The sequence below is a fragment of the Variovorax sp. E3 genome, assembly GCF_016082275.1.
Classification (GTDB): Bacteria; Pseudomonadota; Gammaproteobacteria; order Burkholderiales; family Burkholderiaceae_C; genus Variovorax.
Genome location: NZ_MOWM01000028.1, coordinates 19,920 through 35,305 on the forward strand (window position 1 = coordinate 19,920; position 15,386 = coordinate 35,305).

8 protein-coding genes and 4 pseudogenes are annotated in these 15,386 nt (G+C 67.9%); 6 read left to right on the forward strand and 6 right to left on the reverse strand.

Translation table 11 applies throughout. The annotated features are described in order from the left end of the window. The first annotated feature begins 9 nt into the window (after positions 1–9). The 6 genes and pseudogenes from holA (at position 10) to gshB (ending at position 8,157) form a co-directional block, all read left to right on the forward strand. Positions 10–1,083 (forward strand): DNA polymerase III subunit delta, encoded by a 1,074-nt coding sequence (gene holA / locus BMG07_RS12815; protein ID WP_198084891.1) that lies wholly within the window; start codon positions 10–12, stop codon positions 1,081–1,083. A gap of 74 nt (positions 1,084–1,157) precedes the next feature. Beyond that, a complete protein-coding gene (locus BMG07_RS12820) occupies positions 1,158–2,450 on the forward strand; it encodes a glutamate-5-semialdehyde dehydrogenase (protein ID WP_198084892.1) in 1,293 nt (430 codons plus the stop codon). A gap of 92 nt (positions 2,451–2,542) precedes the next feature. Further along, positions 2,543–3,879 (forward strand): annotated as a pseudogene (gshA, locus tag BMG07_RS12825) (glutamate--cysteine ligase). Between the two features lie 169 nt (positions 3,880–4,048). Then, on the forward strand, positions 4,049–5,917 hold the full coding sequence (locus BMG07_RS12830) for a potassium transporter Kup (protein ID WP_198084893.1): 1,869 nt from the start codon (positions 4,049–4,051) through the stop codon (positions 5,915–5,917). Between the two features lie 21 nt (positions 5,918–5,938). Beyond that, positions 5,939–7,210 carry a benzoate/H(+) symporter BenE family transporter gene (locus BMG07_RS12835; RefSeq protein ID WP_198084894.1) on the forward strand — a complete coding sequence of 424 codons (1,272 nt, stop codon included), beginning with the start codon at positions 5,939–5,941 and terminating at the stop codon, positions 7,208–7,210. After that, positions 7,210–8,157, forward strand: coding sequence for a glutathione synthase (gene gshB / locus BMG07_RS12840; RefSeq protein WP_198084895.1), 948 nt, complete (start codon positions 7,210–7,212; stop codon positions 8,155–8,157). Before BMG07_RS12835 ends, gshB begins: the two co-directional genes overlap by 1 nt. On the opposite strand, the pseudogene BMG07_RS12845 reads toward gshB, so the two are convergent. The 6 genes and pseudogenes from BMG07_RS12845 to BMG07_RS12865 form a co-directional block, all read right to left on the reverse strand. Next, positions 8,090–9,421, reverse strand: a pseudogene (locus BMG07_RS12845) (PepSY-associated TM helix domain-containing protein). The gene gshB and the pseudogene BMG07_RS12845 sit on opposite strands and share 68 nt — an antisense overlap. 7 nt (positions 9,422–9,428) lie before the next feature. Further along, a pseudogene (locus tag BMG07_RS44845) lies at positions 9,429–10,282 on the reverse strand (TonB-dependent receptor). A 41-nt stretch (positions 10,283–10,323) separates the two neighbouring features. After that, on the reverse strand, positions 10,324–11,643 hold the full coding sequence (locus BMG07_RS44850; protein WP_374221272.1) for a TonB-dependent receptor: 1,320 nt from the start codon (positions 11,641–11,643) through the stop codon (positions 10,324–10,326). Between the two features lie 116 nt (positions 11,644–11,759). Then, positions 11,760–12,527 (reverse strand): class II glutamine amidotransferase, encoded by a 768-nt coding sequence (locus tag BMG07_RS12855; RefSeq protein WP_198084896.1) that lies wholly within the window; start codon positions 12,525–12,527, stop codon positions 11,760–11,762. A 51-nt stretch (positions 12,528–12,578) separates the two neighbouring features. Next, positions 12,579–13,724, reverse strand: a complete 1,146-nt coding sequence (locus BMG07_RS12860) for an ABC transporter substrate-binding protein (RefSeq protein ID WP_198084897.1) — start codon at positions 13,722–13,724, stop codon at positions 12,579–12,581. A 77-nt stretch (positions 13,725–13,801) separates the two neighbouring features. Then, a pseudogene (locus tag BMG07_RS12865) lies at positions 13,802–15,243 on the reverse strand (DHA2 family efflux MFS transporter permease subunit). Between the last annotated feature and the right edge of the window lie 143 nt (positions 15,244–15,386).

Genomic DNA, 15,386 nt, shown 5'->3' on the forward strand with positions numbered 1-15,386 from the left:
CCCGATTCCATGCAACTCGCCAGCGCCTCGCTCGGGGCTCACCTGCAGAAGGGCCTGAAGCCGCTCTACACGATCCACGGCGACGAGCCGCTGCTCGCGCAGGAGGCGGCCGACGCCATCCGCGCCGCCGCGCGCACGCAGGGCTACACCGAGCGCAGCTCGTACACCGTGGCCGGCGCGCACTTCGACTGGAGCGCGGTGCTCGCGGCCGGCGGCTCGCTCTCGCTGTTCGCCGACAAGCAGATCGTCGAGATCCGCATTCCCTCGGGCAAGCCCGGCAAGGACGGCAGCACGGCGTTGCAGCAGCTGGCCGAGTCCGCCGTCGGCAACGACAGCACACTCACGCTGGTGATGCTGCCGCGGCTGGACAAGGCTACGCGCACCGGCGCCTGGTTTTCGGCGCTGGAGAACAACGGCGTGAGCATCCAGGTCGACCCGATCGAGCGCGGTGCGCTGCCGCAGTGGATCGCGCAGCGCCTGGGCCTGCAGGGCCAGCGCGTGATGCCCGGCGACGAAGGCCAGCGCACGCTGCAGTTCTTTGCCGACCGCGTCGAGGGCAACCTGCTCGCGGCGCACCAGGAAGTCCAGAAGCTCGCGCTGCTGCATCCGGCGGGCGAGCTCAGCTGGGAGCAGGTCGAGGGCGCGGTCAACAACGTGGCGCGCTACGACGTGTTCAAGCTGTCCGAGGCCGTGCTGGCCGGCAAACCGCAGCGCGTGGCGCGCATGCTCGACGGCCTGCAGGCCGAGGGCGAGGCCGAGGTGCTGGTGCACTACACGATCGCCGAGGACATCCGCGCGCTCAAGCGCGTGAAGGACGCCATGGCCTCGGGGCGCCCGCTGCCGATGGCGCTGCGCGAAAACCGCATCTGGGGCCCGCGCGAGCGCGCCTTCGAGCGCGTGCTGCCGCGCCTTGACGACCGCATGCTGACCCGCCTGTTGCGCGCCGCGCACGTGGTGGACGGCATCGTGAAGGGCTTGAAGCAGCCGGACTGGCCCGCCAGCGGCTGGCAGGCGCTGCAGCGGCTGGCGCTGATGCTGTGCCGGGCCTGCAGCAGCACGGCCTCCGCGCCTCGCCGCGCCTGAGCTTTGTCTGATGGCTTGAGCCATCAAAAGGCCCGTGTCATCCGGGGCGCGGGTCGGCGTGGGAAAATGCCCGGATGAACGCGTTCAACGTCAGCGAGCACATGCAGACCCTGGGTCTGCAAGCCAAAGCCGCTGCATTCCTCATGGCCCGTGCGGATGCAGCTACCAAAAACATAGCATTGAAGGCGCTCGCCCGGCGCCTGCGCGAAGCCGGCCCGGTGCTGGCCGTCGCCAACCAGAAAGATCTGGAGCGCGCCACGGCTGCCGGCCTGTCGGCGCCGATGGTCGACCGCCTCAAGCTCACGCCCAAGGTCGTCGAGACCGTGGCCCTGGGCTGCGAGCAGCTCGCCGGCATGGCCGACGTGATCGGCGAAATCATCGGCATGAAGCAGCAGCCCAGCGGCATCCGCGTGGGCCAGATGCGCGTGCCGATCGGCGTGTTCGGCATGATCTACGAGAGCCGACCCAACGTGACCATCGAGGCCGCGAGCCTGGCCATCAAGAGCGGCAACGCGGCCATCCTGCGCGGCGGCTCGGAAGCCATCGAGTCGAACAAGGCGCTGGCGCTGCTGGTGTCCGAGGCGCTGGCCGAGGCCGGCCTGCCTGTGGACGCCGTGCAACTGGTGCAGACCACCGACCGCGAAGCCGTGGGCCAGCTCATTGCCATGCCCGAGTTCGTCGACGTGATCATTCCGCGCGGCGGCAAGGGCCTGATCGAGCGCATCAGCCGCGACGCCAAGGTGCCGGTCATCAAGCACCTGGACGGCAACTGCCACGTGTACGTGGACGACACGGCCGAGTTCGACATGGCGCTGCGCATCGTCGACAACGCCAAGACCCAGAAGTACAGCCCCTGCAACGCCGCCGAGGGCCTGCTGGTGTCGGCCACGGTGGCGGAAGACTTCCTGCCCGAAATCGCCGCCATCTTCGCGGCCAAGGGTGTGGAAATGCGCTGCGACCCCGAGGCCGCCCGCATCCTGCGCGCCGACGGCGCCATCGACCCGCTGGCCAAGGTGCTCGACGCGGTCGAGTCCGACTGGTCCGAGGAATACCTGGCAGCCGTCATCAGCATCAAGGTGGTGGCCGGCGTGGACGAGGCCATTGCGCACATCAACCGCTATTCGAGCCACCACACCGACGCCATCGTCACGCGCGACCATGTGCATGCGCAGCGCTTCCTGCGCGAGGTCGATTCGGCCAGCGTCATGGTCAATGCGAGCACACGCTTCGCCGACGGCTTCGAGTTCGGGCTGGGCGCAGAAATCGGCATCAGTACCGACAAGTTCCATGCCCGCGGACCGGTGGGCATCGAAGGACTGACCTCGCTCAAGTACGTGGTGCTGGGGCAGGGCGAGGTCCGGACCTGATGCGCCCGCGCGCAGTCTTGTCATTGGGGCGGCCATCCCCAAATCCTACAATTCCGCTCCACCTTTAAGCAAAAAACCAACAAGGCCGCCGCATGGTTCCGCATCTCGTCACCGCCCTGACCGGCCCGATCAACGAACTGGAGCAGCGGGTACTCGACTCGATGCCCGCCATCGAGCGCTGGTTCAGGCTCGAATGGATGGAACACACGCCGCCGTTCTACAGCGCCGTCGACATCCGCAACGCCGGCTTCAAGCTCGCCCCGGTCGACACCAACCTGTTCCCGGGTGGCTGGAACAACCTCACCAAGGAAATGCTGCCGCTGGCCGTCCAGGCGGCGCAGGCGGCCATCGAGAAGATCTGCCCGGAAGCGCGCAACCTGCTCGTCATTCCGGAAAATCACTCGAAAAACACCTTCTACCTCGCCAACATCGCGCAACTTGCGCGCATCTTCCACATGGCGGGGCTCAATGTGCGCATCGGGTCGATCGACCCGGCCATCAAGTCGCCCAAGAAGATCGAGCTGCCCGGTGGCGACATCGTGACGCTGGAACCGGTGGTGCGCACCAAGCGCCGGCTGGGCCTGAAGAACTTCGATCCCTGCACAATTCTCCTTAACAACGAGCTTTCGGCGGGACGCCCGGCATCCTCGAAGATTTGCACGAGCAGTATCTGCTGCCGCCGTTGCACGCAGGCTGGTCGGTGCGCCGCAAGAGCAACCACCTGCACAGCTACGAAGAGCTGTCGAAGCGCTTCGGCAAGCTGCTGGGCATCGACCCGTGGCTCATCAACCCGATCTACGCGCGCGCCGAAGGCGTGGACGTGGCCGAGGGCCGCGGCATCGACGTGCTGACCAGCCATGTCGACGCGGTGCTGACCAAGGTGCGCCGCAAGTACAAGGAATACGGCATCAACGAGAAGCCCTTCGTGGTCGTCAAGGGCGGCCACAGCGGCAGCGGCAGCCCGGGCGTGGTGACGGTGCGCGATGCCAAGGACGTCGAGGCGCTGATCGGCAAGCCGCGCAGCGTGCCCGCCGCCAAGGCCGGCGCCGGGCGCGATGCCCGCGAGGCTCGCGATTTGCGAGACCTGCGTGAACCCACCGAGCTGATCGTCCAGGAAGGCGTGCTGACCAACGAGCGCGTGCACAACGGCGTGGCCGAACCGGTCGTCTACATGATGGACCGCTACGTGGTCGGCGGCTTCTACCGCGTGCACGCCGAGCAGGCGCCCGACGAGAACCTCAAGCTGCCCGGCGCGAGCTTCGTGCCGCTGGCCTTCTCCGAGAGCGCGCACCTGCCGCAGCCCGGCGCCAAGCCCGGCGCCAGTGCGCCGAACCGCTTCTACATGTACGGCGTGGTCGGCCGGCTGGCCATGGTGGCCGCCAGCTACGAGATGGAAGCCACGGACCCGGACGCCGAAATCTACGAATGATTGTGGGGGCCGGCCTTGCGGCAGCGGCGGGCGGCGGCAAAATAGCGGCCCCACATCAACGGAACCCAAAGGGCGGAGGGGATGCGTGGCGCCGGAAGATCCGCCGCCACGGGTCCCCGGCGTGTCTGACGCGTCGATTCAAGCGGCCAGCCCTTTTCCCATCGACTTCGTGTCAGCCCCCAAAACCATCTCAGCCGGCCTGATCGTCGGCGCCATCGGCGTCGTCTACGGCGACATCGGCACCAGCGTCCTGTATGCGGTCAAGGAAGTGTTCGGCCACGGCCACGTGCCGTTCACGGTCGAGAACGTCTACGGCATCCTGTCGATGTTCTTCTGGACGCTCACCGTCATCGTCTCCATCAAGTACGTGGTGCTGGTGCTGCGGGCCGACAACGAAGGCGAGGGCGGCCTGGTCGCGATGCTCGCGCTGGCCTCGCGCGCGGTGGCCGACAAACCGCGCCTGCGCCACCTGCTGCTGGTGGTTGGCATCTTCGGCACGTCGCTCTTCTACGGCGACGGGGTCATCACCCCGGCCATCTCGGTGCTGTCGGCGGTCGAGGGCCTGGAGGTGGTGTCGCCGCACTTCACGCACTACGTGATTCCGCTCACGCTGGTCGTGCTGTTCTGTTTGTTCGTGGTGCAGAAGCGCGGCACGGCGGGCATCGGCAAGTTCTTCGGGCCGGTCACGCTGGTGTGGTTCCTGGCGATTGCCGTGCTGGGCGTGTCGCAGATCGTGCACCACCCCGAAATCCTCAAGGCGCTGAACCCGTTCTATGCGCTGAAGTTCATCTGGGACAACCCCGGCACCAGCTTCATCCTGCTGGGCGCCACCGTGCTGTGCGTCACGGGCGCCGAGGCGCTGTACGCCGACCTGGGCCACTTCGGCAAGAGCCCGATCCGCATCGCGTGGTTCTCGGTCGTGATGCCGGCGCTCACGCTGAACTACTTCGGCCAGGGCGCGCTGCTGCTGGAGAACCCCGAGGCGGTGAAGAACCCGTTCTTCATGATGGCGCCCGAATGGGCCCTGGTTCCGCTGGTGCTGCTGGCCACCGCCGCCACCGTGATCGCGTCGCAGGCCCTCATCACCGGCGCCTTCAGCGTCACGCGCCAGGTCATCCAGCTGGGCTACCTGCCGCGCCTGAACATCGAGCACACCAGCGTGCGCACGGCCGGGCAGATCTACATTCCGCTGGTCAACTGGGGCCTGTTCGTGGCCATCGTGCTGGCGGTCGTCATGTTCCGCTCGTCGAGCAGCCTGGCCGCGGCCTACGGCATCGCCGTGACCACCGACATGCTGATCACCACGGTGCTGACCTTCTTCGTGATCCGCTACGCGTGGAAGCTGCCGCTGCTGCTGTGCATCGGCTCGACGGCCGTGTTCTTCTTCGTCGACTTCATGTTCTTCGCCTCGAACCTGCTCAAGCTGTTCGAAGGCGGCTGGTTCCCGCTGATGATCGGCGGCTTCGTGTTCACGCTGATGATCACGTGGAAGGAAGGCCGGCGCCTGATGGGCGAGGCACAGCACGCCGACGCGATCGACCTGAAGTCCTTTCTCGATTCGGTGTTCGTGAGCCCGCCGGTGCGCGTGGACGGCACCGCGGTGTTCCTCACGGCCGAGCCGGGCGTGGTGCCCAACGCGCTGCTGCACAACCTCAAGCACAACAAGGTGCTGCACGAGCAGAACATGTTCGTCACCGTGCGCAACCACGAGGTGCCCTGGATCCCGATGGACAAGCGCATCGAGATCGAGGCGCTGGGCCACCACTGCTGGCAGATCATCGTGCACTACGGTTTCAAGAACGACATCGACCTGCCGCGCGCGCTCGAGAACGCGCGCATGCGCGGCTGCCAGCTCGAGGCGATGACGACCAGCTATTTCCTGTCGCGCGACGTCGTCATTCCCACGCTGGGCAGCGGCATGGCGCCATGGCGCGAGAAGCTGTTCGCGCAGATGCACCACAACGCGAGCGGGGCGGCGGCGTTCCTGGGGCTGCCGAACAACGCGGTGGTCGAGCTGGGGTCGAAGATCGAGATCTGACGCCGGCGGCACAATCGCCCGATGTCATTCTTCAAGGACCTGAGCCTTTCGGCCTTCACCGCGGGCTTCGTCGCCGTGCTCGTGGGCTTCACGAGTTCGGTGGCCATCGTGTTCCAGGCCGCGCAGGCCTTCGGCGCCACCCCTGAGATGGCCGCCTCGTGGATGTGGGCGCTGGGCATCGGCATGGGGTTGGCCTCGGCGCTGCCCTCGCTGTGGTGGAAGAAACCCGTGATGATCGCCTGGAGCACACCCGGCGCGGCCGTGCTGGCGGTGGCGGGCATGGGCTACGGCATGGGCGAGGCGGTCGGCGCGTTCATCGTCTGCGCGGTGCTGATCGTGCTGGCGGGCGCCACCGGCTGGTTCGAGCGCGTCATGAACAGGATCCCGATGGCCATCGCCTCCGCGCTGCTCGCGGGCGTGCTGGCCCGCTTCGGCCTGGGCGCCTTCATCGCGGCGCAGACCGCGTTGCCGCTGGTGCTGCTGATGCTCGGCACCTATCTCGTTTCCAAGCGCCTGCTGCCGCGCTACGCGGTGCCGCTCACGTTGCTGGTGGCCATCGTCTACGTGGCGGCGCGCGGGCAACTGGCGTGGTCGACGGTGCATTTCACGTTCACCTGGCCGGTGTTCACCATGCCGGTCTTCAGCTGGCAGGCCATCGTGAGCCTGGCGCTGCCGCTGTTCGTCGTGACCATGGCCTCGCAGAACCTGCCGGGCGTGGCGGCGATCCGGGCCGCCGGCTACGGCGACCTGCCGGTCAGCAAGCTCATCACCCTCAGCGGACTGGCCACGCTGGTGCTCGCGCCTTTCGGCGCCTTTGCCCTGAACCTCAGCGCCATCACCGCCGCCATCTGCATGGGCCGCGAGGCGCATGAAGACCCGGCGCGGCGCTACACGGCGGCCGTGAGCTGCGGCGCGATCTACGTGGTGATCGGTTTGTTCGGCGCGGCCGTCACGGGACTGCTCACGGCGTTTCCCAAAGAGCTGGTCGCGGCCATCGCCGGGCTGGCACTGCTGGGCACCATCGGCGGCGGGCTGGCCGCGGCCGTGCGCGACGAGTCGCACCGCGAGGCGGCGCTGATCACCTTCCTGGTCACGCTCTCCGGCGTGACGCTGGCGGGCATCGGCTCAGCCTTCTGGGGCGTGGTGGCCGGGGCGGTGGCGCTCGCGGTGCAGCAGTTGGGCCGCAAGCCCGCAAAGGCCTCCGCCGGCAAGGACATCGCCGCTTCCGGCAACATCGCGCCCGACACCCAAGTGCAAGTGGCCGCCGCTCCCGGCGCCGGAAAGAACGCCTGATGAAAAACATCCTCTTCGTCGCCGACCCGCTCGATCAGTTCAAGATCTACAAGGACACGACCTTCTCGATGATGCGCGAGGCCCAGCGCCGCGGCCATCGCATCGCGGCCTGCCTGCCGCAGGACATCCAGTGGAAGTCGGGCGGCCTCGTCACCGCCAACGTGCAGCAGATCACGCTGACCGGCGACGCCAGGGACTGGTACCGCGTCGACATCACCGAGTCGAAGGCGCTGAAGGACTTCGACGTGGTGCTGATGCGCAAGGACCCGCCCTTCGACGCCGAGTACATCTACGCCACGCACCTGCTGGAGCAGGCCGAGCGCGAAGGCGGCCGCGTGGTCAATACGCCGCGCGCGCTGCGCGATCACCCCGAGAAGCTCGCGATCATGGAGTTTCCGCAGTTCGTCACGCCCACGCTGGTCACGCGCAGCGCGCAGGCCGTGCGCGACTTCCATGCCGAGCACGGCGACATCATCCTGAAGCCGCTCGACGGCATGGGCGGCATGGGCATCTTTCGCGTGAAGCAGGACGCGCTGAACCTCGGCTCCATCGTCGAGACGCTCAACAAGGACGGCGCCGAGACCATCATGGTGCAGCGCTTCGTGCCGGACGTGGTGCAGGGCGACAAGCGCATCCTGATCATCGCGGGCGAGCCGGCGCCCTTCGTGCTGGCGCGCATTCCGCAAGGCACCGAGGTGCGCGGCAACCTGGCGGCCGGCGGCAAGGGCGTGGCCCAGCCGCTGACGGCGCGCAACCGCGAAATTGCCGAGACCATCGGCCGTGTGCTCGCACCGCGCGGGCTGCTGCTGATCGGGCTCGACGTGATCGGCGACTCGGTCACCGAAATCAACGTGACCAGCCCGACCTGCTTCCAGGAAATCACCGAGCAGACCGGCTTCGACGTGCCGAAGATGTTTGTCGACGCGCTGGAAAAAAGCCTGGCCTGAGGTTCGCCTCAGGCTGCCTTGGACAGTCCTGGGCGCCGCTCCTGCAGCCGCCGTGAGCGCCGCTTGCGTGCCCAGATGACGATGCCCGTGACGGACAGCATCGCCACCATCAGCCCCATGGCCGACATCAGGATGCGCCCCGGCATGCCGAGGATGCGCCCGCCATGCAGCGGCAGTTGCAGCTGCGAGAACACGTCCGCCGCCGTGCCGTGCCAGGGGTGGTTGCTGCCGATGACGTGGCCGTCGCGCCCGTCGATGTAGAGGTTCGACAAGCCCATGCCGTCGCTGTCGTCGTGCGTGGCGTGGTCGAAGAAAGACACGTTGTAGAAGCCGCCGCGCGCGTTGTAGAACACGCCGCCCAGCGGCGTGGTCCAGCCGCGATGCCGCGCCTCGGCGTCGGCCTGCGCCACCACTTCGCGCAAGCCGATCGTCGGCTCGATGCGCGTGCCCAGCGGCGCGAGCGGCACCAGCGCCGACGGCCCGGGCGTGGTCTTCGAGACCAGCGACAGCACCGGGTAGAACACCTCCTTGTAGAGGTTCAGTGAGAACGAGGTGAAGGCGATGACGAGGATCAGCCCCCAGATCCACAGCCCGCCCGCGCGGTGCAGGTCGAAGTTGAGCTTGTAGCCGCCGGCCGCCCAGCGCACCGTCCATGCCGGCTTCCAGCGCTGCCACCAGACGGCGGCGGGCCGGTGCTCGGGATGCACGGCCTTGCGCAGCCTGCGCGGCGTGGTCAGATAAAGCGCCACGAAGCTGTCGAGCAGCCACAGCAGCGCCACGCCGCCCATGATCCAGTAGCCGACGCGGTCGGTGCCCCACATGGCCGGCACGTGCAGCATGTAGTGCAGCTTGCGCAGGAAGGGCATCAGCGTCTCGGGCTTGAGCGAGACGGCGCTCGAGTCGCGCTGTCCGCGCACCTCGGCGGTCACCGGGTCGACGAACACCTGGTTGTAGCCCAGCCTGAAGGGCTTGCCCGTGGCCGGGTCGGTGCGCGGCTGCACGAAGTAGCCGGCTGCGTGGCCTTCCTCGAAGCCGAGCGGAAGGTAGGCGACCCTCGCGCGCGGGTCGTGTTTTCGACGGCGGCCGCCAGCTCGAACGGGTCCTTGAACGGGCCGCGTGCCGTGGTGTCGTAGAGCTTGCGATTGAGCCAGCCGTCGATCTCGTGGTCCCACGAGATGACGGCGCCGGTCAGGCCCGAGACGATGAGGAACAGCGCGACCGCGAGTCCTGCCCAGCGGTGGACCGTGGTCGCGAAGGCGCGCATGGCGTGCTCAGAAGTCGATGGTGCCGCTCACCGCGAAGGTGCGCGGCGCGCCCAGCACCAGGTAGTTGGAGCCTTGCGTGCCACCCACCGAAGCCCAGTACGACTTGTTGAACAGGTTGTCGATGCGCGCGCGCAGCGTGAGCGTGCGGTTGTTGCCCAGGTCGACCAGGTAGCGCGCGCCGATGTCGACGCGCGTCCACGACGGCACCGACTGCGTGTTGGTGGCGTTGGCGTACTGCTTCGAGGTGTAGAGCACGCGTGCGTTCAGCGACAGGTTGCGCAGGCCCGGCACGTCCCACTCGGCGCCCAGGTTGGCTTGCTGCTTGGCCACGCCGATGGCGGTGAGGCCGTCGGTGGCGCCGCCTTGCGTGTTCTTCTGCTTGGGGTCGAGCAGCGTCAGGCCGCCGAGCAGGCGCAGGCCCTTGACGGGCTGGCCGAACACCGAGAACTCCAGGCCCTGGTTGCGCTGCTTGCCGTAGGAGCCGTAGGTCTGGCCGATGTAGTAGTACGTCGCTGGTCGGTGGTGAAGAACGCGGCGCTGGCGCCGACCGTACCGCCGTCGTACTTGACGCCGACTTCCTTCTGCTTGGCCTGGTAGGGCGCGAAGATCTCGCCGGCGTTCGTGACCGGACGGTTGTTCACGGTGCCCGGCGCCACGTTGCCCTTGACGAGGCCTTCGATGTAGTTGGCGTAGGCCGAAATGGTCGGCGTGAACTTGTACACGACACCGGCGACCGGCGTGGTCTTGCTCTTGTCGTAGGTGCTGCTCTGCTTGATCGTGTTGTAGGCGAAGCTGGTCTGCTCGATGGTCTGGCGGCGCGCGCCCAGCGTGACGAGCAGGCGGTCGTCCAGGAAGGACATGGTGTCCGCGATGGCCACGCTCGAGGTGTCGATCTTGTCGGTCAGGCGCGGATCGTCCAGAGTGTTACCCACGAAGGCGCGTTCGCGAACGGGTAGGGCGAGGGGTATGGCGAGTAGATGTTGTTGCGCACGCTGCCCGCCGAGATGGCGTAGGCGTTGTCGCGGTCGTTGCTGTACTTTGCCGCCGACACCACCACGCTGTGCTTGACCGGGCCGGTGACGAAGTTGCCGCGCACGCCCACTTCGGCCGTGCCGATGCGGTCCTTGCGGGTGTTGCTGAAGCGCGTGTTGCTGGTGTTGCCGAAGTTGTCGACGAGCGTCGGGTTCGACAGCACGTTGTCTTCGTTGCTGCGGCGCACGCCGCCGGCGGCCCAGGCCGTGATGTTGTCGGTGATGTCGACTTCGCCGCGGAAGGTGGCGAAGGTGTCCTTTTCCTTCGAGTAGCTCCAGGGCTGGGCGAAGTTGGTGCGGGCGTCGGGCGCGCGCGGAATCGGCAGCGAGGAAGAGGGCGTGAGGCTCGGGCGGCCGTCCTTCAGGTCGTAGTCCTGGTAGCCGAAGTCGGCCGACAGCCGCACGTTGCGGTTGTGCCAGTCCAGGCCCACGCCGAAGGCGCTCAGTTCCTGGCTTTCCTTGTTGACGCCGGTGCCGCCGTCGCGGCGCACCGCGTTCACGCGCACGCCCAGGCTGTCGTCGGGACCGAAGCGGCGTGCCAGGTCGAGGTTGACGAAGCCCTGGTCGCCGCTTTGCACGCCGAAGCCGACGCGCGTGAGCGGCTCGTTGGGCGCGCGCTTGGGCAGCAGGTTGATGGCACCGCCGATGCCGCTGCCGCCGGGGGCCGCGCCGTTCAGGAAGGTGTTGGCGCCGCGGAACACTTCCACGCGCTCGAAGAATTCAGAGGCGATGTACTGGCGCGGCAGCATGCCGTACAGGCCGTTGTACGAGACGTCGTCCGAGTACACGGGGAAGCCGCGCACCACGTACAGCTCCTGGAAGTTGCCGAAGCCGCGCGCCTGGCGCACCGACGGGTCGTTCAGCAGCACGTCGGCCACGCTCTTGGCCTGCTGGTCCTGGATCAGCTCGTTGGTGTAGTTGGTGCTGGAAAACGGCGTGCTCATCATGTCCTGGTTGCCCAGGATGCCCACGCGCCCGCCGCGCGCCACCTGGCCGCCGGCGTAGGGCTTGGTCAGGCCTTCGGCCGATGCGTCGGCACTGGCTTCGACGTTCACCGTGGTCAGCGTGCCACTCGATGCCGCACCGGCGGCCGGTTCGGCCGGGGTGGTTTGGGCCAGGGCTGCGGCGGCATGGAGCGCGAGCAGCGTTGCGACCACGGTAGGCCGGAGGTAGAAGGGAGTGGCAGGCATGGGCGGTTCGAAATAATGCAAATGAGAACCGTTATTGTTCATCCACTCGCACCCGCCCACCGATACTTTATTGCACTGTTGCGAAAATGTGTCAGTAAAAAGGTTGCAACGCCGGCCTACCGCCCCGAAAGCCGCCCATCCACGAACACGTGCAGTTCGCCCGGCGCGAACTGCGTCCAGGCCTCGTTGGTGGTCAGTGGCGCCGTCACCACCACGGCCACGCGGTCGCTGGGCGTGGTGTGCTGGGCGAAGTCGATCGCCAGGTCTTCGTCCGACAGCTGCGCGGTGACGAAGGGGTGCTGGCGCTCCACGTACCAGAGGTTGGTCGACGCATGCGCCCACAGCGCCTGGCCGTTGGACAGCATGAAGTTGAAGGTGCCGTGGCTCGCCAGTTGCGGGGCCAGTTCGCGCAGCGTGAGCGTCAGTTCCTCGATGCTCGGCACGCCCGCGTGCGACTTGGCCAGCTCCTGCATGATCCAGCAGAAGGCGTGCTCGCTGTCGGTGTTGCCCACCGGGTGGAAGTTGCCATGCAGGCGCGGGCGAAATTCTTTCAGGTCGCCGTTGTGCGCGAACACCCAGTAGCGCCCCCACAGCTCGCGCACGAACGGGTGGCAGTTCTGCAGGTTGACCTCGCCCTGCGTCGCCTTGCGGATGTGCGCGATGACGTTGCGGCTCTGTATGGGGTAGCGGCGGATCAGCTCCGCCACCGGCGATTCGCACGCCGGCTGGTGGTCGACGAAGTGGCGCAGCCCGCGGTCCTCGAAGAACGCGATGCCCCAGCCGTCGGCGTGGTGGTCGGTGCGGCCGCCGCGTTGCGCGAACCCCGTGAAGCTGAAGGTCACGTCGGTCGGCGTGTTGCAGTTCATCCCTAGCAATTGGCACATGCCTGCGATTAGACCGCGATTCAGGCCGCGATTCGCGCGGCCGGTGCGGCGCTACCGCAGGAACTTGCCTTCCTTCGTCACCCGCACCATCTCGATGAAGCGCGAGCCGGTGTTGCTGGCGCCGGTGAAGTCGACCTCCATGTTGCTCACGCGCAGCTTCATCGACTTCAGCGTGGCGTGCAGCTTGGCGCGCGTCAGGTCGCGCCCGGTGCGGCGCAGCGCCTCGATCATCACCAGCGCGTTCACATAGCCTTCGTAGCTCAGGTAGCCCACGTCGACCTTCGCGCGCTCGGCCAGCTGCCGATACTCCCTGGCGCCGGCGTCCACTTCGCTCCAGGGGTAGGGCACGATCTGCGAAATCGCGAGCCCGCTGGTCTTGTCGCCCACCAGCCGCGCCGTGACGTCGCCCGGCACGATCGACATGCCGTAGAACATCTGGCGCCCGCCCGCGGCCCAGGCGCTCTTCATGACCTCGCCGCCGATGCCGCCGCCCAGGTACATGATCACGGCCTGCGCCTTGCTGTCGGCCAGCGTCTTGCCCGAGGCTTCGTTGGCCGAGCCGTCGCCCTTCACCGGCACGGCGGCCACGGGCTTGAGTTGCAAGGTCGCGAGCGCGGCCTCGACCAGCTTGGCCACTTCGGCGCCGCCGGGGTTGTCGAGGTAGGCCACGGCGATGCGCGAGACGCCGATGGTTGTCAGGTGCTGCACCAGTGCCTGCGCCTCGCGCGCGAAAGTGGCGCGCACGAAGTATCCGGAGCCCGCGACCTTCTCGCGCGCCGAGTCGGACACCGCGTAGCCGCCGACCATCGGCGCGCCGCTCTGGTTCAGCACCTTGGCCGCCGCCGCGGTCGTGCCCGAGCCCACGCAGCCGAAGAAGGCGAAGGCGTGGTGCTCGCCGAGCAGCTTCTCGTAGTTGGCCACGGCCTTCTGGGGCACCAGCTCGTCGTCGAGCGACACCAGCTTGATCTTGCGGCCCGCCAGGCCGCCCTGCGCATTGACGGCGTCGAAGGCCAGCCCCGCGCCGGCCACCACCACCTTGATCGGCGCGCCCAGCGGCCCGCTCAGGATGCCGGTGTGGCCGAGCACGATCTCGGTGTCGCTCACGCCGCTCTCGGCGGCATGGGCAAGAGACGAAAGGCCGAGCGCGGGCATGGCCACGGCTGCCGCCGAGGCAGCAATGAAATTTCTGCGGTGCATGGGGATGGGGCTCGCTGTCGAATTAGATACAACTAATAACAATTGAAAGCGAAAGCCCCGCTTTCCGCCGCCGGGGTTTACCCCGTCTTGCGCGCCGCCTCGGCCGGCCCCTGCCGCAGCTGCCACGCCGCGCACACCGCCAGCGCGCACAGTCCCGCGAGCATGGCGAACACTTCGTCGAACGCCGCCAGCCGCGCCGGGCTGCTCATCGGGTTGGCCAGCGAATCGCCGTGCGCCGCCAGCCGCCACTCGAGCACGATGGCGCACAGGCTCACGCCGCCGCGCCGCCCAGCATGCGCACGAAGTTGATGGCGCTCGCGCCCTGCGGAATCAGCGGCTTGGCCAGCGGCCGCATCGAGCCCAGATTGAGCGAGGGCAGGATGAAGCCCAGCCCGATGCGCCCGATGATCGCGAACGCCACCAGCAGCCACAGCGCGCTGTCCAGCCGCAGCAGCATCATCAGCGCGAACGACGCGGCCAGCAGCGCCAGCCCGATGGTCACCAGCACCCAGGTCGGGTGCTTGTCGGCGAGCCGGCCCACGCCCGCGATGGTCAGCGCCAGCACGATGCCCGCCGGCAGCAGGATGGTGCCCACGTGCGACGCCGACAGGTGCAGCCCCACCTGCATGTACACCGGCAGCAGATACGTCGAGCCGAACAGCGCCGTGCCGTAGATGAACGCCACCACGCTGCCCATGGCGAACTGGCGGTACTTGAACAGCGCCAGGTTCATCAGCGGCGTGCCGCCCGAGGCCGCGAGCCGCCGCTGCCACCACACGAAGACAGCGAAGGCGGCCAGCGCGCCCACCAGCAGCAGCGCGGCCTGCAGGGGCGAGTCGCCGCGCAGCGCCACCAGCCCGTTCAGAAGGCACAGCGTGCCCACGGTGCCCAGCGCCAGCCCGCGCGCGTCGAGCCCGCCGCCGCGCACCGCCGCCACGCCGCCCGGCGCCGTGGTCGGCACGAACTTGTAGGCCAGCCACAGCGAGGCCAGGCAGAACGGCACCACCATGAAGAAGATCGAGCGCCAGCCGAACAGGTCGACCAGCACGCCGCCGATGCTCGGCCCGATGGCCGGCGCCAGCACCACGCCCATGCCGAAGATGCCGCTGGCGCGCCCCTGCTCGTGCGGCTCGAAGGCGCGCAGGATGATGATGGCCGGAATGGGCTGCACCACCCCCGCCGCCAGCCCTTCGGCCACGCGCGCGAACAGCACCAGCGAGAAGTCATTCGCCACGCCGCCCACGATGCCGCCCACCAGCAGCAGCAACATGGTGCCGACGTAGGTGCGCCGGTAGCCGTAGCGCGACAGCAGCCAGGGCGTGGTGAGCATCGACACCGTCATCGCCACCATGAAGCCCGAGCTCACCCACTGCGCGCGCTCCTGCCCGAGCGAGAAGTGGTGGCTCATGCCCGGGATCGCCACGTTGACGATGGTCGAGGACATGATCGACGCCATCGTCCCCACCATGACCGACAGCAGCAAATACCAGCGGTAGTGCTCGCCATAGCGCTGGCGCATCGTGCCGATGGAAGGCGGGGCCGGCGTGGTCGCGGCTTCGGATGTGTGTGGGGAGGTCATGGGGCGGCGGAATGTCTCGGGGTCCGTCGTCCTACAAGCATATCGGTGTTTGCGCGGTGAAGGGCGTGCGGGCCGGTCGCACA

Bases quoted from the DNA above. Each gene is read 5' to 3' on its own strand.
- holA (WP_198084891.1), top strand. From the start codon at position 10: ATGCAACTCGCCAGCGCCTCGCTCGGGGCTCACCTGCAGAAGGGCCTG.
- BMG07_RS12820 (WP_198084892.1), top strand. From the start codon at position 1,158: ATGAACGCGTTCAACGTCAGCGAGCACATGCAGACCCTGGGTCTGCAA.
- BMG07_RS12835 (WP_198084894.1), top strand. From the start codon at position 5,939: ATGTCATTCTTCAAGGACCTGAGCCTTTCGGCCTTCACCGCGGGCTTC.
- gshB (WP_198084895.1), top strand. From the start codon at position 7,210: ATGAAAAACATCCTCTTCGTCGCCGACCCGCTCGATCAGTTCAAGATC.
- BMG07_RS44850 (WP_374221272.1), bottom strand. From the start codon at position 11,643: ATGCCTGCCACTCCCTTCTACCTCCGGCCTACCGTGGTCGCAACGCTG.
- BMG07_RS12855 (WP_198084896.1), bottom strand. From the start codon at position 12,527: ATGTGCCAATTGCTAGGGATGAACTGCAACACGCCGACCGACGTGACC.
- BMG07_RS12860 (WP_198084897.1), bottom strand. From the start codon at position 13,724: ATGCACCGCAGAAATTTCATTGCTGCCTCGGCGGCAGCCGTGGCCATG.